Consider the following 21,272-nt stretch of genomic DNA (forward strand, 5'->3'; position numbering starts at 1 on the left):
TTGGTCCATCACCGACCTTACTCGGGTCCGAACGCCTGTGACGGAGGGGGTCTTCGCCCATGAGGGTGCGTGTCGAAGGTGATTCCATGCGTCCCGCGCTGCTGCCGGGGGACTGGCTGCTGGTACGCCGCGGCGGCACGGTCCACCCCGGTGACTTAGTCGTCGCCCGGCTGCCCGACGATCCCGAACGCCTGATCGTCAAACGCGCCCAGTACCGAGGAGCGGACGGCTGGTGGCTGGAGAGCGACAACCAGCGCGCCTCGGGCCGGCGCGACAGCTGGGACTTCGGCCCGGTCAGCGAGATCGTCGGCCGGGTCGTGTTCCGCTACTGGCCGCTCCTGCGACGGGCCCGGTAGGCGGCCACGTTCGCGCGGCTGGCGCAGCGCTCGGAGCAGTAGCGGCGCGAACGGTTGGTGGAGGTGTCGATGAAGGCCCGTGCGCACGGCGCCGCCCGGCACAACCCCATGCGGTCCACGCCCAGATCGGTGACCAGGGTGGCGAGTCCCATCACGGCGCCCGCCGCCCAGGCGTCGCCGGCCTCGCCGCCCTCGGTCAGGTGCAGGTGCCAGCGCTGCCCGTCGTGCCCGGAGATCTGCGGGCGTACGGGGAAACGCGTCAGCAGCGCGTTCAGCCGTTCGACGGCCTCGCACTCGCCGCCCCGGCCGGCGCAGGCGAACACGGCGGCCAGTTCCTCGCGCAGTTCGCGCAGCGCGTCGAGGTCGACTCGGGTGGGGCGGGCGTCCCGGCCGGCGTCGGCCAGCAGGTCACGCAGCCCCTCGAGATTCTGCAGCCGGTCGGGGCTGTTGACCAGCAAGACCGCCAGCTCGGCGTAAGAGGTCAGGTCCATGGTGGGCTTCCGAGTATGGCAGCAGACGGCACCCGTTCGGCATGTGGCAGAATCGAGCGACGGGTGACCCCCGTACCCCCTCCGAGACGACCGTTCAAGCGAGGGGACCCTGGCGGCTACCGAAGCCAGGCCTCTTGTGGCGTCTGAAGAAGGTTCCCTTCCGTCCGACGAACTGCAGGGGTCTCAGTGACCGTCACGCCCGCTTCCATCTCCCCCGACGAACTCGACGCCGATCCCGCCTTCGCGCTGCACCGCGGCGGCAAGCTCGAGGTTCGCTCCACCATCCCGGTCCGCGACGCGGACGACCTCTCCCTCGCCTACACCCCGGGCGTCGCCCGAGTCTGTACGGCTATCGCCGAAACCCCGGACCTCGTCCGCGACTACACCTGGGTGTCCAACGTGGTCGCCGTGATCTCCGACGGCACCGCCGTGCTCGGCCTCGGCGACATCGGCCCAGCGGCCGCCATGCCGGTCATGGAGGGCAAGGCGCTGCTGTTCAAGGAGTTCGCCGGCGTCGACGCCGTGCCGATCTGCCTCGACTGCACCGACGTGGACGCGCTGGTCGAGACCGTCGTCAGGCTCGCCCCCTCCTTCGGCGGGATCAACCTGGAGGACATCAGCGCGCCGCGCTGCTTCGAGGTCGAGGACCGCCTGCGCGCCCTGCTCGACATCCCCGTCTTCCACGACGACCAGCACGGCACCGCCATCGTCGTGCTCGCCGCCCTGCAGAACGCCGCCCGCCTCACCGGCCGCACCCTCGGCGACCTGCGCGCGGTCGTCGCCGGCGCGGGCGCGTCGGGCGTCGCGGTCACCCGCATCCTGCTCAACGCGGGCATCGGCGACATCGCCGTCGCCGACTCCAAGGGCATGATCTACGCCGGCCGGGACGGCCTCAACGAGGTCAAGCAGGCCCTGGCCCGCGACACCAACCGCGGCGGGCACACCGGCTCCACCGAGGAGGCCCTGGTCGGCGCGGACGTGTTCGTCGGCCTGTCCGGCTCGACCGTCCCGGAGGAGGCCATCGCCTCCATGGCCGCCGACTCCATCGTGTTCGCGCTGTCCAACCCGACCCCCGAGGTGCTGCCCTCGATCGCCGCCAAGTACGCCAGGGTCGTCGCCACCGGCCGCTCCGACTTCCCCAACCAGATCAACAACGTGCTCGCCTTCCCCGGGGTGTTCCGGGGCGCGCTGGACGTCCGGGCCACCACGATCACCGAGAACATGAAGGTCGCCGCCGCGCAGGCGCTGGCCGGGGTGGTGGGCGACGAGCTGAGCGCCGACTACGTGATCCCCAGCCCGTTCGACGCGCGGGTGGCCCCCGCGGTCATCGCCGCGGTGGCCGCGCAGGCTCGCGAGGACGGGGTCGCCCGCCGCTAGACGGCTCGTTCGCGGGACAGGGGTACGGCACAGGCAAGCCGTACCCCTTGCTGTTTTTCCCGAGCTTTTAGGAACGCCACCTAAAGCCTTACCCAAAGTGCTATAACAGGAACGCTCTGTAAGGATGCGTGTGACTCTCCGCCGACCCTAGGGAGAGCCGATGGAACGTGAGGCCAACCGCCTGCTCCAGCAGCTCATAGCGGAGGCGGGCTTCTCCCACAAAGGACTGGCCCGCCGGCTCAACGATCTGGGCACCGCGCGCGGCACCCCCGGCCTGAAGTACGACCACAGCTCCGTGCTGCGCTGGATCGGTGGTCAGCGGCCGAGAGATCCGGTGCCGTGCCTGCTCGCCGAGATCTTCGCGCTACGTCTCGGCCGGCCCGTGAGTCCGGAGGACCTCGGCATGCCGGCCGTGAGTACACCCCTTGACCTCGGTCAGGAGTTCACGCATACGTGGCAGGAGGGAGTCTCGACAGTGACAGCACTGTGGCGCGCGGATGTGGAGCGACGCAGGTTCCTGCTCGACTCCACCTTCGCCATTGGAGCGGGTTCCGTGGGGGCCCTGCGCTGGCTGACGTTCCCGCCCGAGGGGCGGCCCAGCGCGTCCGGCCGGCGCCGGGTCGGGATGGCCGACATCGCCGCCATCCACGAGGTGACCCGCTCGTTCGGCGAGCTGGACAACCGCTTCGGCGGCGGGCGGGTGCGCTCCGCCGTGGTGAAGTACCTCGACACGGCCGTCAACCCGCTGCTGCGGGACGGCTCCTACGGCGAGATCGCGGGCAAGGAGCTGGCCGCCGCGGCCGCCGAGCTGACCCGCCTGGCCGGTTGGATGGCCTACGACCTCGAACAGCACGGCCTCGCCCAGCGCTACCTCATCCAGGCCCTGCGCCTGGCCCGCGGCGCCGGCGACCACGGGCTCGGCGGCGAGATCCTCGCCGGGATGAGCCACCAGGCGATCTACATGGGGCAGCCCGCGCACGCCCTCGACCTCGCCCGCGCCGCCCAGCAGTCCGCCGAGCGGTCCGGCCTGCAGACCCTGATGGCCTCCTGCCACGCCCTGGAGGCCCACGCGCACGCCGGGCTCGGCGACGCCAACTCCTGCGGCGCCGCCCTGCACCAGGCCGAGCTGGCCTTCGACAGGCGCAAGCCGGAGGAGGAGCCCGACTGGCTGGCGTACTTCGACGAGGCCTATCTGGCGGCCAAGTTCTCGCACTGCTTCCGGGACCTGGGGCAGGGGGAGCGGGCCGTGGGGCAGGCCCGGCGGTCGCTGGAGATGGACGGGCGGTTCGTGCGGGGGCGGATGTTCAACCTGTCGCTGCTGGCGGCTGGGCTGCTGCAGTGCGGGGAACTGGAGGAGGCCTGTACGGCGGCGGGTGACGCGCTGGCGCTCGCCTCAGACCTGCAGTCCGTACGGACCCGAAGCTACGCGGCGGACCTGCGTCGGCGCCTGGAGCCCTACCGGACGACCGGCCCGGTGATCGCCCTGAACGAGCAGGCTAGGGAGCTCTCGCCGGTGTAGCCCCATGTGCTATTGGCAGCATGGCGGAATTCATCACTCAGCGAGAGTTCCGCAACAACTCAGCCGCCGTGATGGATACGGTCGAGAGACGTACCACATCACGAGAAACGGAGTAGAGGTCGTCGAGTTGCGGCCCATTCCGCGTCGGCGGCGGCTGACAGCGGAAGAACTTGACGCCAGGCATCGCCGGCTGCCCAAGGTGGACTATGCCGAGATGAGGAGAGAGGCTGACGAGTTCTTCGGGACCGAGGATCGTGTGGGCGATGACGACTATGACCATCGCGGCAGGACGTGATCTCCGGCCTCGGCGTATGGACTTGATGATCGCGGCGATCGCGTCCAGCAGAGGCCTTCCGCTGTACACGCGTAACGAAGCCGATTTCAAAGGGCTCGAGAACCTCGTCACCGTCGTTCCCGTTTGAAGGTCGGACTTCGGTACGCCGGAGGGCCGCCGGAAGCCAGCGGCCCTCCCGAGGCTATTTGAGGAGTTCGCCGTTCGGGCCGACGATCGGCTTGGTTGCGGCGTAGTCGGCCTTGTTGTAGACCGCCGCGGTCTCGCCGTCGAAGTAGGGCGAGGTGATGAAGTCGATGCGGTCGTTGCCGTCCTGGTCGTGGAAGAGGCTGGTGACGCCGTTCAGGTAGCCCAGGCGCTTGGTGTTGCTGTACTTGAGCAGCCAGGGGGAGCCGTCGGAGCCGCCGGTCATGGAGCAGCGCAGCGCCTGGTGGGTCTCCACCTTGAAGGAGTTGACCTGGTAGGTCTTGGTGGCGGTGGTGCCGTAGCAGTACTTCGGGGTGAGGCCGGTGTAGGCCTTGTGGCCGTCGGGGTGCGGCTCGGCGGGGTAGCCGAAGACGAACACCTTCCGCGCGGTGGGCTGGTTCCAGGCGAACCCCTGCCCCCCGACGACGTCACCCAGGCGGCCGGTGTCCTTGGCCAGGCCGATGTAGAAGACCGTCTTGAAGTACGCGGACTTGGAGGTCTCCTTCACCCAGTACTTCAGGAAGTAGTGGGTGATGGTGAAATTGCCAGCAGCGTCGATCTTCCGGTAGCCCGAGCCCTTGTATCCCTCGTACTCGCTCTTGGTGACCAAGTCGACGACCGTCTTCTCGGGCGCCTGCGTGCCGTTCCCGTCGCCGGTGGCCGCGGCGGTGAACTCATCCTTGTCGACTTCCTTGAACGCCTGCTTCTTGGGACCCTTGTAGTCGGGGCCGACGAGGTCCGCGGTGGTGGAGACACCGGCCCAGCAGTTGGAGGTCTCGCCGCCGTTGAGGTCTTTGCACTTCTGGTACTCGGTGTCGATGATCTCGACGTCCTCGGCCCACTTGTCGCCGGCCCACTTGTCGTAGTCGGCCTTGCCGACCTGCTTGTCTCCGGCGAGGGAGAAGCCGTTGTGCACCGCGACGAAGGCGTAGTCGCCGTCGTAGTCGTCATAGGTGTCGAGGTCGTAGGCGGTGAATGCGTAGGCGCCGGGGTAGACGCCCCAGGGAGCCTTGCCCTTGTAGTAGCCGGGGACGAAGACCCACTTGGTGTAGACGTCCTTGCCGCTCTCGTAGACGCAGTGGCCGGCGGTCGCCACCAGGTTGCGGTGGCGGGACTGGATCGAGCTGGCCGAGCACCAGCGGTACTCGCCCTTGGCGTCCAAGAAGAAGACCTTGCCGATGGTCCTGGGCAGGTTGATGTTCTTGATCTTCGCGGAGGTGCCGCGCTCGCTGCCGGTCGGGGCGACGGAGCCGGCCTTGCCGTCGAAGGGGTCGTCCGGGCTCTTCGTGACGAGCCTGCTCACCGGCTTGGAGTCGGTGGGGAACTGGGTGGCCTTGCGCAGTGCCGCGCCGTTCGCATCAAGCCAGAAGGAGGCGACGCCGTAGGCATCGGCGGGCTTGGGGGTGAGCGGGTCGGTGGCCCAGTCCGGGGCAGCATGGGCGGGAGCGGCGGTCAACGCGGCTATGGCCAGGCCGGTGGTGATGAGGGGGACGATCAGGCGCTTCACAAGATGCTCCACAAGAGGGTCAAATGAGGGGTTCTACGACCCTATCTACCTTGTGATCACCTGCGGGGGACTTCCAACTGCGAAGTTCCTCAGGGGTTGAGCTGCGGGAAACGCCGAAGGCCCGGCACAGGGCCGGGCCTTCGGGTGAAGCTGGGCGAGCTAGGAGTTTGGACCTCTTCGCTCAGGCTTGCTCGTCAGAACTACTTGACGATCGAGCCGGACCAGTTCTTCTCAGCAGCGCGGTAGACCGAGTTCGTCTCACCGTCGAAGTACGGCGAGGAGATGTAGTCGTAGCGCTTGTTGGTGTCCTGGTCCGCGAACAGGCTGGTGACACCGTTCACGTAGCCGAGACGCTTCGCGTTGCTGTACTTGACGAGCCAGGGGCTACCGTCGTAGCCACCGGTCACGGCGCACTTCAGCGCGACGTGCTCCTCAGCCTTGTACTTGGCCGACGCGTAGGTCTTGCCAGAGGTCGTGCCGTAGCACCACTTCGGCGTAACGCCGGTGTAGGGCTTGTTGCCGTCCTCGTGCGTGCCAGCCGGGTAACCGAAGACGAAGACCTTCTGGCCGGTCTTCTGGTTCCAGGCGAAGCCCTGGCCACCAACGTTGTCGCCCAGACGGCCGACGTCCTTGATGAAGCCCTCGACGATGTAGAAGGTCGTCTTGAAGTAACCCGTAACGGCGGTCTTCTTCACCCAGTGCTTGATGAAGTAGTGGGTGATGGTGAAGTTGCCGTTTGCGTCAATCTTGCGGTAGCCCGGGCCGGTGTAGGCCTTGTAGGCGTCCTCAGTGACGTGGTCGGTCTGGGTCTGGCCGGGGGCCTTGGAGCCGTTGCCGCTACCAGCGGGGGCAGCGTCGTAAGCCTCCTTGGTGACCTCGGTGAAAGCCTTGACCGCACCAGGGTAGTCCGGGCCGACGACCTCAACCTTGCTGTCGGTCTTCGCCCAGCAGTCGGTGCTCTCGCCGCCGTTGAGGTCCTTGCACTTCAGGTACTCGGCCTCGGAGATGGCCTCGTCCTTGCCGAACTTCGGACCGGTCTCGAACTTGTCGTAGTCGGCCTTCGACACGGCCTTGGCAGCGCCGCCGCCGATCTGGATGCCGTTGTACACGGTCACGAACGCGTAGTCGCGGTCGCTGTCGTTGAACGCGCTGAAGTCGTAGTGCGTGTACGCGGTCTTACCCACGTAGATGCCCCACGGGGTCTTGCCCTGGTAGTAACCGGGGACGAAGACCCAGTTGTCCATGACGCTGGCGTTCTTCGTGTCGTCGTAGACACAGTGGCCGGCGGTGGCAACCAGGTTCTTGTGCGCGCCCTGGATGGAGGTGGCGGAGCACCAACGCAGAGTCTTGCCGTCGGGGTCGACGAAGAACACCTTGCCGATGGTCTTCGGCAGGTTGATGTTCTTGACCTTGGCGGCGGTCTTCTTCTCCTCGCCGATCGGGACCACGAGGCCCGGCTTGGAGTCCGGGGTGTACCCACCGGAAGCCTTGAGCGTCGCAGCGCCCTTGGTCTCCCAGTTGTAGGCCGTGGCCTTGGCGAGGTTGTTGGTCTCCTCGTTAACGTCCAGCCAGAACTTGGCGACGTTGACGGCGTCCGGGATGTCCTTGGCCATGGTGTCGTAGGCCCAGTCCGGGACAGCGGCGGTGGCGGAGCTGGCCAGGCCAGCAGCCAGCAGACCGGTGGCCAGAATGGCGCCACCGGCGGGGAGGAGGATGCGCTTCAAGGGGAACTCCTTGGTCTGATGTGGGCCGCCTCTTGCGTCCCATGCGTCAGTAAAGGGATAGCCAGGAACATACAGTGCCGATCTTGAAAACTGGAAGCTGGTTTGGAGGGAAAAGAGCGGCACGAGCGGGCGTGACTGTTTCGTGATGTTTAGGTGGCTGCCGCGTCTGCCGGGCAAAACGGGGCCATCGAGGCGCATTTCCGCAGATCAACATAAAGATGTTGTTAGTGTGACTGCCGTGGTTGGAGAGGTCCCCCGGCCAAGCCGCTGGCGGAGTATGTGACGCAGATCACATCGACCGGATGGCACCGTCTGGCCGTTCCGTGCGTCCAAAGGCCCCACACAAAACGCGCCCAGGGCGTCTGACTGCCGTCCCTGACACAGGCCGAGGGGCCCGGCGCTCTGCCGGGCCCCTCGGGGACGTACGAAGGCCCTGCGGCCTTGTACGGGTGTTACTTGACGATCGAGCCGGACCAGTTCTTCTTGGCCGCGTTGTAGACCGCGGCGGCTTCGCCGTCGAAGTAGGGCGAGGAGATGTAGTCCACGCGCTTGTTGCCGTCCTGGTCGTTGAAGGTGCTCGTGACACCGTTCACGTAGCCGAGACGCTTGGCGTTGCTGTACTTCATGAGCCAGGGGGCGCCGTTGGAGCCCTCGGTCATGGAGCACTTGAGCGCGATGTGCTCTTCGATCTTCTTCTTGGCCGAGCCGACGGTCTTGGCCGAGGTCTTGCCGTAGCACCACTTCGGCGTGACGCCGGTGTAGGCCTTGTGGCCGTCGGGGTGCGGGGCGGACGGGTAACCGAAGACGAAGACCTTCTGGCCGGTCTTCTGGTTCCACGCGAAGCCCTGGCCGCCGACGTTGTCGCCGAGCTTGCCGAGGTCCTTGATGTGGCCCTCGATGATGTAGAAGTTCGTCTTGAAGTAGTCCACCTTCGCGGTCTTCTTGACGAAGTACTTCACGAAGTAGTGCGTGATCGTGAAGTTGCCCTTGGCGTCGATCTTGCGGTAGCCCGGGCCGGTGTAGGCCTTGTACTGCGACTCCGTCACGTGCTCGACGGCGGTCTTGGTCGGGGCCTGGGCGCCGTTCTTGTGGCCCGTGGGGGCCTCGTCGTACTTCTCCTTCGACACTTCCTTCAGCACCATGACGGCGCCGGGGTAGTTCGGGCCGACGAGGTCCTCGGTGGTGGAGGCCTTGGCCCAGCAGTCCGGGGTCTCGCCGCCGTTGAGGTCCTTGCACTTGTTGTACTCGGCCTCGGTGATCGACACGTCCTTGGCGTCCTTGACGCCCTGGTACTTGTCGAACTCCGCCTTGGAGACCTGCTTGGCGGCGCCGCCGCCGACCTGGATGCCGTTGTACACGGTGACGAACGCGTAGTCGCGGTCGTAGTCCTCGTACACGTCGAAGTCGTAGTGCGTGTACGCCGTCTTGCCGACGTAGATGCCCCACGGCGCCTTGCCCTGGTAGTAACCGGGGACGAAGACCCACTTGCGGAGGGTGGCCGCGTTGCTGGCCGTGTCGTAGACACAGTGGCCGGCGGTGGCGACCAGGTTCTTGTAGTTGCCCTGGATCGAGGTGGCCGAGCACCACTTCAGCTCGCCCTTGGCGTTCTCGAAGAACACCTTGCCGATCGTGCGGGGCAGGTTGACGTTCTTGGTCTTGGAGGAGGACTTCTTCTCCTCGCCGATCGGCTGGACCGAGCCGGCCTTGCCGTCGGGGGTGTAACCGCCCTTGCTCTGGAGCTTGGCTACGTCCTTGCCGTCGTTCCAGTAGTTGACCGCGGTGGCGGACTTGAGGGCGGCGCCGTTGGCCTTGCCCCAGAAGTCCGCGACGGCCTTGGCGTCGGCGACGCTGTTGGCGAGCGGGTCACTGGCGATGTCGCTGGCGGCCTGGGCGGAGCCGACGAGGCCGGCAGCCAGGAGACCGGTGGCCAGTACGGCACCGCCAGCGGGGATGAGGATGCGCTTCAAGGGTAAAGCTCCTTGCTCTGTCGTGGGTCGCAACACGCGTCCCATGCGTCAGTAAAGGGATAGCAAGGAACATACAGCGCTGATCTTCGCAGGTGGAAGCCGTTTCGGCCCCTCTCGTCACACCCCCATCCGCCGTGACCTTTCCGTTACCAGTCAGAGACTTTATCCGGAACGTCGCGTTTTCACTGGACAGGAAGGGGGTGTGGCGAGAGGGGTGCGAGCGCGGGACCGTGCCACACGATGCTCCATATGTGACTCAGATCACAGGAATTTGATGGCACCAAATCGCGGCTTTCTCCGTCTAAGTTGCTCCTTGATCTTCGTCGGGGCAACGAAAAAGGGGCCCGGCGCGATGCCGGACCCCTCGTGTCGTCGAGCTGTGGGGACTACTTGAACAGCTCCCCGTTCGGGCCCACGATCTTGCCCGAGGCGAACTTCTTGGCCTCGTTGTAGATCGCGGCGGTCTCGCCGTCGAAGTACGGCGAGGTGATGTAGTCGATGCGGTCGTTCTCGTCCTGGTCGGCGAAGGTGCTGGTGACACCGTTCACGTAGCCGAGACGCTTGGAGTTGCTGTAGTTCATCATCCAGGGACCGCCGTCGTAGCCGGGGGTCACGGCGCACTTGAGGCCGATGTGCTCCTCGACCTTCAGCCAGGACGCGCCGACGGCCTTGCCGGTGGTCTTGCCGTAGCAGTGCTTCGGCGTGACGCCCGAGTAGGCCTTGTGGCCGTCCGGGTGCGGCGCGTACGGGTAGCCGAACGCCCGCACGACCTTGCCCGTCGACTGGTTCCAGGCGAAGCCCTGGCCGCCGACCGCGTCACCGAGCCGCCCGGCGTCCTTGGACAGGGCGATGTAGTAGTGCCCGCCCCTGCTCCACTTGGGACCGGTGAAGCGGTTGTAGTCGCTCTTGTTGACCTGCTTCACGCCGTCGAACTGGATGCCGTTGTAGACGGTGACGAACGCGTAGTCGCGGTCGAAGTCCTCGTAGTTGGCGAAGTCGTAGTGCGTGTAGGCGGTCTTGCCGACGTAGATGCCCCACGGAGCCTTGCCCTGGTAGTAGCCGGGGACGAAGACCCACTTGTTCATGGTGTCGCGGTTGCCGTCCACGTCGTAGACGCAGTGACCGGCGGTGGCGACCAGGTTCTTGTAGTTGGACTGGATCGACGTGGCCGAGCACCAGCGGTAGCTGCCGGAGGCGTCGACGAAGAACACCTTGCCGATGGTCTTGGGCAGGTTGATGTTCTGCCCGCCACCGGAACGGGGGGCGTCGCTGGTGGGGTTCACGGTGCCGGGGTTGCCGTCGGGGGTGTAACCGCCCTTGGACACGAGCCTCCGGACCTGCTTGGCGTCCCAGGTGTAAGAGGTGGCCTGGCGGAGGGCCGCGCCGTTCGAGGCGGCCCAGAACGAGGCGATGGACGCGGCCTCGCGCGTCGAGCCCGCCATCGGGTCGTCGGCCATGTCGCTGCTGGCCTGGGCGGACCCGGCCAGTCCGGAGGCCAGCAGGCCGGCCGCCATGAGGGCGCCGCCGGCCGGGAGGAAGATTCGCTTCAAGGTGACTCCAGAGCATTCCCTTGCGCTGATTCGAGCACTTTGTGCGCTACGAAAAATCAGCAAATGGACAGCCAGGAACCTATAACGCTGACTGCCGCAGTGGGAGGCGCTCGGTGATCGAGTCAAAGGGAATCCGGTAAGCCGTGTGCGAGCGTGACCTTCCCGAGATCTTCGGAATGCGACGTTTGGGCTGATCACGGTGATATGTGTACGGCGTGCTCGCTCAGTCACATGGGGTTGCTATGACGTGAGTCACATTCAGCCGGCTTCAGCGTGCCGGTAGACCTCAAGCGTCGCCGCCATGAAGTACGGCGAGGAGATCGCGTCGTACCTCCCGTTGGCCTGACTGTTCCATGTCAGGCTGTTGACGCCGTTCAGAAGGCCGAGGCCGGTGCTCGCCCGGTAGTCGATCATCCAGGGGCCGCCGCTCGCGCCCGCGCTGAACTCGCAGTCGGGGAGCTGCACGCCGTACTCGAGGCTGCGGGTGGGGGAGCGGGTCCACTTGGTGACGCCCGCGCAGTTCTTCAGCGTGCGGCCGTCGAAGGGGCGGGAGCCGTCGGGCTGCGCGCCCGCCGGGTAGCCGAAGGCGTGGACCTGGTTGCCGGCCTTCTTGCTGATCGTGATGCCCTGGCCGCCGACGTTGTCGACCAGGCGGCCGGTGTCCTGCATGGTGTACGCGCCGTCCTTGGCCACCCAGCGGAAACCGCGGTGCACCGAGACGAACGCGTAGTCGTAGTCGTAGTCGGCCGCGCCCGACCAGTCCTCGTGCAGGTGCAGCGACGCGCCCACGTAGATGCCGTCGGGCGCCTCGCCGCCGGGGCCCGGGTTCGGCACGAAGATCCAGTACTCGGCGGCCTTGGACTCGCGGACGTCGAAGGCGCAGTGCGCGGCGGTGGCCACCACATTGCGGTTCCTGGAGGCGACCGCGCTGGCCGAGCACCAGTACTCCTTGTCGCCGTACTTGAAGAAGACCTTGCCGACCGTCCGCGCGGTGCCGCCCTTGAGCGGGGCTGTGGCGCGCACCTCCTTGGCGACGGTGCGCCTGGCCTGCTGCGTCCGGGCGATCGCGCCGCCCGCGCTCGCACTCGGGGACGCGCTCGGCGCCGACGCCTTGGAGCCGGGGGTGGCGGGGGTGTAGCTGTCGGCCCGCTTGAGCCGGTCGGGCTTCCAGTACTCGGCGACGCGCTTCATGTCCGCGTCCGACTTGGCCATGGGCAGCGACACCACGTAGTCGGGCGCGGTGGCGCTCGCCGTCCCCGTGAAGGCAGGCAGCATGAACAGCGCACCGCTGATCGCGGCGGCTGCCAGCCGTCGTGCCCGGGGGATCATGAATGCCTTCCTTACGCCGTATCGGGTGATTTTTCCAGATCAACTAGGTGTATTGCAGCTCAGATCTGACATCGTTATGTGATCAAGGATGATTCCCGATGTGTATGGCGCACGTGAAGAACAGTGCCATTCGGGTGTTACCGCAGGTCGGATGGGCTTTGAGTTAATTTGATCTTGTTATCTCCGTGCCCGCCAATCCGAGTTCAGGAAGAATGCCTGCCAAGGCTCGTCCGCCTCTTCCAATGGCGCTGGAACGATCCCGGAGCCCGCCGCTGGGACCACGCGGGGGCTGCGACCGCGGCGCTCCCAGACTGCCGCACGGGTGGACTGTCGCGGAGAGCTCGGTGCTCATCGGTGCCGCGGGGTGAGTGGAGAACGCAAACTGCTGGTCAGGTTTCACGTGTCGGAGCCGTTCGTGAGGTGGGGCTGAGCGAAGGTCGGTGGTATGCGAAAACTCGCCTGTCTCGTCGCCGTCTGCTTCGCCGTGCTCGTGGGCTCCGCTCCCGCGCGGGCCGCCGGTGCTCCGCCGTACCAGCAGGCCCGGGTTCTGATGCTGACCGTGGACTCCAGGGTGGCGCTGCTGGTCTGTGATGAGGGGCAAGGGTCGAGGCATCCTCAGCCGGTCGCGGCGTGCGCGGATCTGGTGAGGGCCAACGGGGAGCCGGGCCGGATGCGGATCAGGCCTCAGGTGATGTGCACCATGCAGTACCAGCCGATCACCGCGACCGCGACCGGGGTCTGGGACGGGCGGCTGGTGCGTTTCGAGCGGACGTACGGCAACGAGTGCGCGATGCGGGTCGAAGGCGGCGCGGTTTTCGCTTTCTGAGTCGCACAGAAAAAGACCCGGCCCGCGAGGAGGCCGGGTCTTTTTCGCTAGGTCACTTGGTCCACTTGTTGGCCGCGGCCTTGTAGACCTTGTAGGTGTCGGTGTTGAAGTACGGCGAGCTGATGTGGTCGTACCTGTCGTTGCCGTCGGTGTCCCAGGCGACGCTGTTGACGCCGATCAGGTAGCCGGTGCGGCTGGAGTTCTTGTAGCTGTACAGGAACGGGCCGCCGCTGGCGCCCGCGGTGAAGGAGCACTTGAAGCCGACGTGCTCCTGCAGGTTGTACTTGGGCGCGGCCGGCATCGGGCCGGTCTTGCCGTAGCACCACTTCATGGTGCGCCCGCTGAACGGCTTGTCGCCGTCGGGGTGCTCGCCCGCCGGGTAGCCGAAGGAGAACACGGTGGCCTTGGTGCTGCGGTTCCAGGTGAAGCCCTGGCCGCCGACGTTGTCGCCGAGTCGCCCGACGTTCTTCACGACGGGCTTCCAGGAGTTGTCGATCTTCTCCCACTTGATCTTGACGCCCGAGTGGACGTTGACGAACGCGTAGTCGAAGTCGTAGTCCTCCTTCACCACGAAGTCGTCGTGGGCGTTGAAGGTCTTGGCGGCGTACATGCCGTACGGGGCCTTGCCCTCCCACGGCTTGTCGCCGTCCCAGTAGGACGGGATGAAGACCCAGTTGTCGTAGAAGACATTGTTCTTGGTGTCGTACACGCAGTGCGCCGAGGTGGCGACCAGGTTGCGGTACTTGCTCTGGATGGAGCTACCGGAGCAGAACTTCCAGTTCTTCTTGTCCCTCCAGTCGGCGCCCGGCAGGGTGAAGAACACCCGGCCGACCGTGTTGGGCAGATTGACGTGCTTGCTCTTGGCGGACTTGCCGCCCTCCTGGCCGATCGGCGGAACCGATCCGGGCGGTCCGTCGGGGGCGGACTTACTGGCCTTGCCGCCCTTGGTGGTGACGTCGAGGTTGTCGGCGGCGTCGGTGGCGGCCTTGACCCTGTCGGGGGTCCAGAACTGGGTGGCCTCCTCGGACGAGGCGCCGGCGGCCTTGCTGATGACGTCGCTGGGTGCCGTGGCGTTCGCCGCGGTCGCGCCGATCCATCCGGTGGCCATGAGGACACCGGCGAGGGGGATGGTGAGGCGCCTTGCTCGGGACTTCATAGAGCTCCTTCCAAGTTCTCGGCGGCCCAGAGCGGGGGACTGTGCCCCGGTGGGCCAGGAAAACGTTGGGAACGCTACTGAATGGCGCAAGGCGCGGACCAGGAAACGACGCGAAAAAGTCTGGCCCGGTTCCATTCCGTTATTGAAATAACCAATGGGCATGTATTCCTGATAGGCATCGGCGCACGTCAGAATATGTTTGGAGTTCCCTCTGGTAACACCGGTAACGCTGATTATCCAACGCCTCCAGAAAATCATTGGGTTACATATAGAATGTTGTTCTGGTTAGATTGCGCCATGGATCCCCGCACTCCGTGTCTCGTCGGAGCCGCCCAGTACACGGGTCGCGAGCAGCCCGGCCCCGAGCCGCTCGACCTGTGGGAGACGGTCGCCCGCGAGGCCGCCCGCGAGGCCCGCCTGAACCCCGCCGCCCTCGACTCGATCCAGGTCGTCTACACCGAGTCCTGGCAGTACGACGACCCGGTCGCGCGCCTCGCCGACCGGCTTGGCGCCGCTCCCCGCCACCGGACGGGCTCGGCATCGAGGAGGAGATGCGTGGCCGGGGGATGCTGGCGCCGATGACGGAGACGGCCGCCGCCAACCCCTACGCGTGGCGTCGTGAGGTGCGGACCCCGGCAGAGCTGGCCGCCGCCGGGCCGGGCAACCGCTTCGTCGGCTGGCCGTACACCAGGAACACCGTGGCGGTCATGGAGGTCGACCAGGCCGCCGCCGTCGTGCTGGTCGGCACGGAGCTGGCCGACCGGCTCGGCGTGCCGCGCGAGCAGCGGATCTACCTGCGCGGGTGGGCGTACGCCGAGGACACCTGGGAGGTGGCGGCGCGCCCCTCGCTGAGCTCCTCCGGTGCGATCGCCAAGGCCGCGGACGCCGCCTTCGAGCGGGCCGGGGTGGGGCTGGACTCGTTGACCGCGCTCGACGTCTACAGTTGCTTCGCGATCGCGCTGCGGATGGCCTGCGACGCGATGGGGCTCGATCCGCTGGACCCGCGCGGGCTCACCGTCACCGGCGGCCTGCCGTACGCGGGCGGACCGGCCAGCGGCTATGTCCTGCACTCGACGGCCACCATGGCCGGGCTGCTGCGCGAGGGCGGCCACGGGCTGGTCACCGGGGTCGGCATGCACCTCACCAAGCACACCTGCGCGGTGTGGTCCAGTTCCCCGGGCGGCCTGCTCGGCGACGCCGCCCCTGTGCACATCGCCTCCCCGGTGGAGATCGTCTCCCTGTACGAGGGACCTGCGACGGTGGCCGGCTACACGGTCGCGCACGCCCGCGACGGCTCCCCCGAGAAGGGCATCCTGGTCGTGGACCTGCCGGACGGGCGCAGGGCTCACGCCCATGTACGGCAGGCAGAGCTGATCGCCGAGGCGGAGTCGGCCGAGTTGGTGGGCAGGGCGGTGCGGCTCGCTCCGGACGGGCGAGTCAATGTGGCGGTGTGGTGATGCTTCCCAAACTTGATGCGATCATTGTGACTATCTGATTACCCTCGGTGTTGACATCTTTATGTCGCCGAGAGAGGCTCGACCTATGCGCAGGACAACGGTGCGGATCGACGAGGCACTCCTGAACGAGGCGAAGGCACTCGCGGCCAAACAGGGACGCAGTCTCAACTCAGTGATGGAGGACGCCTTGAGGGAACTACTGAACCGCTCCACGCTCGTGGAGCGGGAGCGGATCGAGCTACCGGAGTTCGTCGGCGAAGTCGGTTATCAGCCGTGGGTCGAAGTCAGGCTGGCCGCGGGCGAGGGGATCGAGCACATCGTTCACGACCTCGCTGACGAGGAGTGGATGGAGGCGGCGGCGCGCGATGCGGCTCTTTGACGTCAACGTCCTGGTCAACGCCTACCGGCCGGAGGCCGACCGGCACCACGAGTACCGGGCATGGGTGGACGCCGTGGTCAACGGCGAAGAGGCCTACTCGGTCAGCGATTTCGTGGTCAACGGCTTCATCCGCATCGTCACGAACGAGCGGCTGTATCGAGCGGCGGCGAGCACGGACAGCGCGCTCGGCTTCGCGAACACGATCCGGAACCAGCCGCACGCCGTGGTGGTCCATCCTGGGCCCAGGCACTGGGAGATCTTCGCTCGGCTCTGTCGGGAGACCGGGGCCGTGGCGAAGCTCGTGCCCGACGCCTACCTGGCCGCGCTGGCCATCGAGCACGGTTGTGAATTCGTGACCTGTGACAAGGACTTCGGCCAGTTCCAGGGGTTGCGCTGGCGCCATCCGCTCAACTGAACTGTGGGCTGAGGGCGTAAGCCGCACTACTCGGCGAGGATCGTCGTGGGCGATCAGTTCGATGTCATCGACACGGGTACAGAGGGGCGCAGGCGGTGGGTCGGCCTGCTGGTGTTGATCGTGCTGCTGGCCGTGCCGGTCGTCGGTGTGCTGGTCAGCCGGGATCCGCAGTCCGTGGTGCCCGCCCAGGCCGTCCCCGGCGAGGTTCCACCTGGAGCGGCTGCCTTGGAACCGAGCGATGGCGCGGGTCAGCGGGAGGCGTCCGCTGAGGGTGGCGGGGAGCCGGGGCGGCCGGGGGTGGTTCGGTCGAGTGCGCCGAGTGGCGGTCCCCATGTTCTGCATGCCCAGTCCGTCGCCACCGGTGACGACGAGGTCATCGACGTGGTCTTCCCTGACGGGACCGAGGCCCAGGTGCGGTATCCGGCCGTGCTCCAGCTCGACGGGATGGGGTCCCGGCCCGCCGTCGGGATCTGGGTGGACGGTGATCGGCCGCTGCTGCGGATGCTCTTCGCTCCCTTCGGCGGGCGGGAGGAGGTCGCCAGAGGGAGAGGGCCGCTGAGGAAGCTCACGCCCACGGTGAGCCTGTTCGCGCGCGGGCCGGGGCAGGGTGGGGCCGGGGAGGATCTGCTGTTCGCGTTCGGCTCGTGGTTCATGACGATGCATGACGGGCGCGACGGGTTGCTCTTCGAGCAGCGGGTCGCTCTCGCCAAGGCGCTGAACGGGGACGACAGCCGGGAGGGATATCTCGTGCTGTCGGCCGGGAAACCCGTCCGGCTCGCCGTGGCGGGCGAGCATGTGCGGGGCGAGCCCGTCGGGCCGCAGCTCTGGTTCGGCACCGGCCGGGGCGACACGCTGGCCCTCGTCCTCAACCCCGGCTGCCGCACCGAGACGCGCACCCCCGGCATCCTCGCCAGGAACCCCCGCCCGGTCCGCCAGCACTGCATGGACGGCGTCCAGGTGTTCGCGGCAGGCGACGGCCCCTTCGTGGCGTTGGCGGAATCGGCCATCCGCATTCGGCGAAAGTAGCGACGGTCCGGGGTCTCGAGCGCTGCGCGGCGCCGACGGCGAGCGTGCCGCGCGGGCCCGCGCGTGCGGACGTCGGTGTGAGAAACAGGGCGGGTTGCAGGAGCTCGGGCGCGGTTGAGGGACTAGGGGTGGGATTTGTTGGAGGTTGGGGTGAGGAAGGGAAGGGGGGAGGGGGGTTGAGGGAGGGGACGAAGTAAGGTGCGGCCATGTTCGCCGTAACCGTTACTCAGACCGATCCCGACAACCCACTCGCCGGGCTGACGCTCGGCGAGCATCCCGAGCCCAAGGTGCCTGACGGCTGGACCACCGTCACGGTGAAGGCGACCGCGCTCAACCACCACGACCTGTGGACGCTCAAAGGCGTCGGCATCCGGCAGGACCGGCTGCCGATCGTGCTCGGCTGCGACGCCTCCGGCCTGGACGAGGACGGCAACGAGGTCATCGTGCACTCGGTGATCGGCTCGGGCGCCGACGAGACCCTCGACCCCAAGCGCACGCTGCTGTCGGAGTTCCACGACGGGACGTTCGCCGAACGCGTCGTGGTGCCGCGCCGCAACCTGGTGCCCAAGCCGGCGGCCCTCTCCTTCGAGCAGGCCGCCTGCCTGCCGACCGCGTGGCTCACCGCGTACCGCATGCTGTTCGACAAGGCGGGGCTGCAGCCGGGCGCGACGGTGCTGGTGCAGGGTGCGGGCGGCGGGGTGGCCACCGCGCTGATCGCGCTGGGCCGGGCGGGCGGCTACCGGATGTGGGCGACCAGCCGGGACGCCGCCAAGCGGGAGCGGGCGCTGGAGCTGGGCGCGGACCAGGTGTTCGAGACGGGCGCCCGGCTGCCGGAGCGGGTCGATGCGGTGATGGAGACGGTGGGCCAGGCCACCTGGGACCACTCGCTCAAGTCGCTGCGGCCCGGCGGGCGCATCGTGGTGTCCGGCGCGACGAGTGGCGCGGTGCCGCCCGCCGACCTCAACCGGGTGTTCTTCCTGCAGCTCTCCGTGGTCGGCTCGACGATGGGCACCCGCGACCAACTGCGGCGGCTCGCGGTGTTCATGGAGCAGACCGGCGTCCGCCCGGTGATCGACCGGACCATGCCGCTGACCGAGGCCAGGGACGGGTTCGCCGCCATGAACGACGGCGACCTGTTCGGAAAGGTGGTCTTCCAGGTGTGATTGCGCTGGTTTTCCGGTGATACCAGCAGTAAGGGAGTATCACCGCGATGACCGCCACCGAACCCGAACCGTTCGCCCCTGGCTCGCTGCTCTGGGACGGCGTCGGTGACGTCCGGCTGCTGTTCGTCCTCGGCGGCGCCCTGGTCATGCAGGTCATGCACCCCGCGGTCGGCGCCGCCGTCGGCGAACAGTCGGTCTACCGCACCGACCCGTGGGGCCGCCTGACCCGCTCGCTCACGTCACTGCAGACCTGGGTGTACGGCGGAGCGGCGGCGATCGAGGAGGGCAGGCGGCTCAGGGAACTGCACCGGGACATCGCCGGAGTCGACGCCCAGGGCCGCAGGTACCACGCGCTGAGCGCGGAGCCGTACGCGTGGGTTCATCTCACCGCCTTCGACCGTGCTCTGGTGACGGCCGAGTACTTCGGGGAGCCGCACACCCCCGAGGAGGAGCGGCGGCTCTACGCCGAGATCATCCAGTTGGGCAGGATCCTGCGGGTGCCGGAGCGGGTGCTCCCGCCGACCGTCGAGGACTACCGGCGCTACTTCGCCGACATGGTGGCCAACACGCTGGAGGACCACCCGACCGCGCACGACGTGCTGGAGGTCGCGCTGCGGGTGGGGCCGCCGCCGATGCTGCCCGCGCGGCTCCGGCGGGTGTGGTCGCCGCTCGGTGTGACGTCGGGGCGGCTCACCCACTTCGTCACCGTCGGGACGCTGCCGCCTGCCGTACGGGAGAAGCTGGGGCTTTCCTGGTCGGCGGGGGATGAGCGGCGGTTGCGGCGGTTCGGGCGGGTCGTCGCGGCGGTCACGCCGCGCCTGCCCGAGCGGGTGCGGTACATGCCGATCGCCTATCGCGCGCGGCGGGCCGCCCGGAGCCGGGAGCGGCCGGCTCGGGCGCTTCGGTCGGTGTAGTCGGCGGCGCGGCGGCCGGGTCCCGCTGGAGGGGGACCAGGCGCTGCACCCGGGGGCGCCAGCCGTACCGGATCATCAGCGGAGGGTGTCGTGGATGCGGCGGGACGCCTCGTCGAGGGCGAGCCTGCACTCTTCGAGGGCCTCGCGGGTGAGCTGGGACGCGGACGCCTCGGTGCGCACCTTGGCCACGAAGTCGGCCAGCAGCTCGCCGAGTTCGGCGTCGTTCTCGGCGTGCTTGCCGGGGGCGCCGCCCAGGGTGGTCCACGCCTCGGCCCAGATCCTGCGCCACTCGCCGGTCAGCCGCTCGCCCTGGTCCTGCCACTGGTAGAAGTGGTCCATCCACTGGCGCTTCTGCTGTTCCCTGATCCGCTTCAGCTCGGCCTTCTGCTGCTCGTGCAGGCGGCGGGTGTCCTCCTTGGTGGCCTTGGCGCCGGTTCTGACGGTTCTGGCCATCTGGGTCAGCTCGTCGCGGAGCGACTTGACGGTGTCGCGGACGTCCTCCTTCACCTCGCGGGCGATGTCGCGGACGGAGTCGGAGATCTCCTGTTCCAGGTCGTTCAGCTCGTCGAGGCGGTCGTTCAGCTCCTCGCGGCCCCTGTCGGTGATCGAGAAGACCTTCTTGCCGTCGATGACCTCGTGGGTGACCAGGCCCTCCTCCTCCAGCCTGGCCAGGCGCGGGTAGATCGTGCCGGGCGAGGGGGAGTAGACGCCGAGGAAGCGATCCTGCAGCAGCCGGATCACCTCGTAGCCGTGCCGGGGGCTCTCCTCCAGCAGCTTGAGCAGGTACAGCCGGAGCCGGCCGTGCCCGAAGACGGGGCTCATTCCTTGTCTCCCTTGAGCAGCGTGATGTCAGCCGAGACGGTGACGGCGGAGACGGACGCCATGCCGCCGCGCAGTCTGCCGGACAGCGACTTCGATCCCGGCTTGTTCACGGTCGTCAGCTCGTCGAAGGAGCTGGCCAGCCGTCCGGACGTCGAGCGGAAGGTGACGTCGGTCTCCACGGTCTCCGGCAGGCGTACCAGGATGCCGCCGGAGACGGTGTTCAGCGTCACGTGGGCGGTGGGCGGGAGTGCCAGGTCGGCGGTGATCCGGCCGGACACGCTGTTCGCCCTCAGCCGGCGCGGCGAGCCGTCGGCGACGGTCAGGTCGCCGGAGACGCTCTTGAAGGCCAGGTTGCCGACCATCGCGCGGCTTTCGACGTCCCCGGAGACGGTCGTGGCGCTCACGTCGCCGCTGACGCCGTCGAGCACGATCTCGCCGGAGACGCTCCTGGCGTGAGTGTCGTTCTCGAATCCGGCGACGACCGCCGAGGCCGTCACGACCCCCGCGTTCACCGTGCAGTTCCTCGGCACGGTGATCGACACGTTGGCGCTGCGCCGGTCACGCCGCAGCCAGCCGAGGAGGCCGTCCCAGGTGAGGTCCTTGTAGGCGATGGTGAGCTCGTTGAGCGCCTCGTCGTACGTCACGATCAGCGGCGAGGCCGAGTCGATCTCGGTGACCTCCAGGGTGGGCGGGCCGTCGCTGGCCAGGATCGCCAGTTTCCCCGCGACCGTGCGCACGTTCAGCGAGGCCACCCGCCCGAACGTCATCCGTTCGGGCCCCTCGATCGTCCACTGGGGCATGATCCCGTCCTCCTTC

The 21,272-nt window shown here is 67.6% G+C and carries 20 protein-coding genes; 11 read left to right on the forward strand and 9 right to left on the reverse strand.

Annotated features, from left to right (window positions below; genetic code table 11):
- Nucleotides 1-59: 59 nt before the first annotated feature.
- On the forward strand, nucleotides 60-356 hold the full coding sequence (locus ABZ911_RS27650; RefSeq protein ID WP_358061876.1) for a S24 family peptidase: 297 nt from the start codon (nucleotides 60-62) through the stop codon (nucleotides 354-356).
- Here the strand turns inward: ABZ911_RS27650 and ABZ911_RS27655 are convergent.
- On the reverse strand, nucleotides 326-847 hold the full coding sequence (locus ABZ911_RS27655) for a CGNR zinc finger domain-containing protein (RefSeq protein ID WP_358061879.1): 522 nt from the start codon (nucleotides 845-847) through the stop codon (nucleotides 326-328). The genes ABZ911_RS27650 and ABZ911_RS27655 overlap by 31 nt on opposite strands.
- Before the next feature lie 186 nt (nucleotides 848-1,033).
- On the opposite strand from ABZ911_RS27655, the gene ABZ911_RS27660 reads away from it, so the two are divergent.
- On the forward strand, nucleotides 1,034-2,224 hold the full coding sequence (locus tag ABZ911_RS27660) for an NADP-dependent malic enzyme (RefSeq protein ID WP_358061882.1): 1,191 nt from the start codon (nucleotides 1,034-1,036) through the stop codon (nucleotides 2,222-2,224).
- Between the two features lie 160 nt (nucleotides 2,225-2,384).
- On the forward strand, nucleotides 2,385-3,743 hold the full coding sequence (locus ABZ911_RS27665; protein WP_358061885.1) for a hypothetical protein: 1,359 nt from the start codon (nucleotides 2,385-2,387) through the stop codon (nucleotides 3,741-3,743).
- A 476-nt stretch (nucleotides 3,744-4,219) separates the two neighbouring features.
- On the opposite strand, the gene ABZ911_RS27670 is transcribed toward ABZ911_RS27665, so the two are convergent.
- The 5 genes from ABZ911_RS27670 to ABZ911_RS27690 form a co-directional block, all read right to left on the reverse strand.
- The gene (locus ABZ911_RS27670) at nucleotides 4,220-5,728 is read right to left on the reverse strand and encodes a hypothetical protein (protein WP_358061888.1); all 1,509 of its coding nucleotides are present in this window, start codon (nucleotides 5,726-5,728) and stop codon (nucleotides 4,220-4,222) included.
- A gap of 200 nt (nucleotides 5,729-5,928) precedes the next feature.
- Nucleotides 5,929-7,452 (reverse strand): hypothetical protein, encoded by a 1,524-nt coding sequence (locus ABZ911_RS27675; protein ID WP_358061891.1) that lies wholly within the window; start codon nucleotides 7,450-7,452, stop codon nucleotides 5,929-5,931.
- Nucleotides 7,453-7,904: 452 nt separating this feature from the next.
- Entirely contained in the window at nucleotides 7,905-9,419 is a 1,515-nt protein-coding gene (locus ABZ911_RS27680) for a hypothetical protein (RefSeq protein ID WP_358061893.1), read from the reverse strand.
- 386 nt (nucleotides 9,420-9,805) lie between these two features.
- Complete coding sequence (locus tag ABZ911_RS27685) at nucleotides 9,806-10,969, reverse strand: hypothetical protein (protein ID WP_358061896.1); 1,164 nt, start codon at nucleotides 10,967-10,969, stop codon at nucleotides 9,806-9,808.
- A 258-nt stretch (nucleotides 10,970-11,227) separates the two neighbouring features.
- Nucleotides 11,228-12,298, reverse strand: a complete 1,071-nt coding sequence (locus ABZ911_RS27690; RefSeq protein ID WP_358061899.1) for a hypothetical protein — start codon at nucleotides 12,296-12,298, stop codon at nucleotides 11,228-11,230.
- A gap of 445 nt (nucleotides 12,299-12,743) precedes the next feature.
- On the opposite strand from ABZ911_RS27690, the gene ABZ911_RS27695 reads away from it, so the two are divergent.
- The gene (locus ABZ911_RS27695; protein ID WP_358061902.1) at nucleotides 12,744-13,124 is read left to right on the forward strand and encodes an SSI family serine proteinase inhibitor; all 381 of its coding nucleotides are present in this window, start codon (nucleotides 12,744-12,746) and stop codon (nucleotides 13,122-13,124) included.
- Nucleotides 13,125-13,176: 52 nt separating this feature from the next.
- On the opposite strand, the gene ABZ911_RS27700 is transcribed toward ABZ911_RS27695, so the two are convergent.
- A complete protein-coding gene (locus tag ABZ911_RS27700) occupies nucleotides 13,177-14,280 on the reverse strand; it encodes a serine protease (RefSeq protein ID WP_358061905.1) in 1,104 nt (367 codons plus the stop codon).
- A 297-nt stretch (nucleotides 14,281-14,577) separates the two neighbouring features.
- Here ABZ911_RS27700 and ABZ911_RS27705 point away from each other — a divergent pair, with 297 nt between their 5' ends.
- From ABZ911_RS27705 to ABZ911_RS27735, 7 genes are all read left to right on the forward strand, one after another.
- Nucleotides 14,578-14,862, forward strand: coding sequence for a hypothetical protein (locus ABZ911_RS27705; protein ID WP_358061908.1), 285 nt, complete (start codon nucleotides 14,578-14,580; stop codon nucleotides 14,860-14,862).
- Nucleotides 14,859-15,737 carry a hypothetical protein gene (locus ABZ911_RS27710; protein ID WP_358061911.1) on the forward strand — a complete coding sequence of 293 codons (879 nt, stop codon included), beginning with the start codon at nucleotides 14,859-14,861 and terminating at the stop codon, nucleotides 15,735-15,737. The genes ABZ911_RS27705 and ABZ911_RS27710 overlap by 4 nt, the downstream gene beginning before the upstream one ends.
- Nucleotides 15,738-15,837: 100 nt before the next feature.
- Nucleotides 15,838-16,116 (forward strand): hypothetical protein, encoded by a 279-nt coding sequence (locus ABZ911_RS27715; protein ID WP_358061914.1) that lies wholly within the window; start codon nucleotides 15,838-15,840, stop codon nucleotides 16,114-16,116.
- Complete coding sequence (locus ABZ911_RS27720; protein ID WP_358061917.1) at nucleotides 16,103-16,531, forward strand: type II toxin-antitoxin system VapC family toxin; 429 nt, start codon at nucleotides 16,103-16,105, stop codon at nucleotides 16,529-16,531. Before ABZ911_RS27715 ends, ABZ911_RS27720 begins: the two co-directional genes overlap by 14 nt.
- A 45-nt stretch (nucleotides 16,532-16,576) precedes the next feature.
- The gene (locus ABZ911_RS27725; RefSeq protein ID WP_358061920.1) at nucleotides 16,577-17,557 is read left to right on the forward strand and encodes a hypothetical protein; all 981 of its coding nucleotides are present in this window, start codon (nucleotides 16,577-16,579) and stop codon (nucleotides 17,555-17,557) included.
- A 206-nt stretch (nucleotides 17,558-17,763) separates the two neighbouring features.
- Nucleotides 17,764-18,720 carry a zinc-binding dehydrogenase gene (locus ABZ911_RS27730; protein ID WP_358061923.1) on the forward strand — a complete coding sequence of 319 codons (957 nt, stop codon included), beginning with the start codon at nucleotides 17,764-17,766 and terminating at the stop codon, nucleotides 18,718-18,720.
- 47 nt (nucleotides 18,721-18,767) lie between these two features.
- A complete protein-coding gene (locus ABZ911_RS27735) occupies nucleotides 18,768-19,634 on the forward strand; it encodes an oxygenase MpaB family protein (RefSeq protein ID WP_358061926.1) in 867 nt (288 codons plus the stop codon).
- 75 nt (nucleotides 19,635-19,709) lie between these two features.
- Here the strand turns inward: ABZ911_RS27735 and ABZ911_RS27740 are convergent, their stop codons facing one another.
- Nucleotides 19,710-20,456: a PadR family transcriptional regulator gene (locus ABZ911_RS27740; protein ID WP_358061928.1), complete on the reverse strand. Its 747-nt coding sequence runs from the start codon at nucleotides 20,454-20,456 to the stop codon at nucleotides 19,710-19,712.
- A complete protein-coding gene (locus tag ABZ911_RS27745; protein WP_358061931.1) occupies nucleotides 20,453-21,256 on the reverse strand; it encodes a DUF4097 family beta strand repeat-containing protein in 804 nt (267 codons plus the stop codon). Before ABZ911_RS27745 ends, ABZ911_RS27740 begins: the two co-directional genes overlap by 4 nt.
- Nucleotides 21,257-21,272: the final 16 nt, after the last annotated feature.

Origin of the sequence: Nonomuraea sp. NPDC046570 (assembly GCF_040645915.1) — a bacterium.
In the GTDB taxonomy this organism is placed as follows: Bacteria; Actinomycetota; Actinomycetes; order Streptosporangiales; family Streptosporangiaceae; genus Nonomuraea.

What these genes read in the sequence shown, in the direction of transcription:
- ABZ911_RS27700 (WP_358061905.1), bottom strand. Translation starts at nt 14,280, where the DNA reads ATGAAGTCCCGAGCAAGGCGCCTCACCATCCCCCTCGCCGGTGTCCTC.
- ABZ911_RS27655 (WP_358061879.1), bottom strand. Translation starts at nt 847, where the DNA reads ATGGACCTGACCTCTTACGCCGAGCTGGCGGTCTTGCTGGTCAACAGC.
- ABZ911_RS27690 (WP_358061899.1), bottom strand. Translation starts at nt 12,298, where the DNA reads ATGATCCCCCGGGCACGACGGCTGGCAGCCGCCGCGATCAGCGGTGCG.
- ABZ911_RS27730 (WP_358061923.1), top strand. Translation starts at nt 17,764, where the DNA reads ATGTTCGCCGTAACCGTTACTCAGACCGATCCCGACAACCCACTCGCC.
- ABZ911_RS27695 (WP_358061902.1), top strand. Translation starts at nt 12,744, where the DNA reads ATGCGAAAACTCGCCTGTCTCGTCGCCGTCTGCTTCGCCGTGCTCGTG.
- ABZ911_RS27710 (WP_358061911.1), top strand. Translation starts at nt 14,859, where the DNA reads ATGACGGAGACGGCCGCCGCCAACCCCTACGCGTGGCGTCGTGAGGTG.
- ABZ911_RS27705 (WP_358061908.1), top strand. Translation starts at nt 14,578, where the DNA reads ATGGATCCCCGCACTCCGTGTCTCGTCGGAGCCGCCCAGTACACGGGT.
- ABZ911_RS27720 (WP_358061917.1), top strand. Translation starts at nt 16,103, where the DNA reads ATGCGGCTCTTTGACGTCAACGTCCTGGTCAACGCCTACCGGCCGGAG.
- ABZ911_RS27650 (WP_358061876.1), top strand. Translation starts at nt 60, where the DNA reads ATGAGGGTGCGTGTCGAAGGTGATTCCATGCGTCCCGCGCTGCTGCCG.
- ABZ911_RS27745 (WP_358061931.1), bottom strand. Translation starts at nt 21,256, where the DNA reads ATGCCCCAGTGGACGATCGAGGGGCCCGAACGGATGACGTTCGGGCGG.
- ABZ911_RS27665 (WP_358061885.1), top strand. Translation starts at nt 2,385, where the DNA reads ATGGAACGTGAGGCCAACCGCCTGCTCCAGCAGCTCATAGCGGAGGCG.
- ABZ911_RS27740 (WP_358061928.1), bottom strand. Translation starts at nt 20,456, where the DNA reads ATGAGCCCCGTCTTCGGGCACGGCCGGCTCCGGCTGTACCTGCTCAAG.
- ABZ911_RS27735 (WP_358061926.1), top strand. Translation starts at nt 18,768, where the DNA reads ATGACCGCCACCGAACCCGAACCGTTCGCCCCTGGCTCGCTGCTCTGG.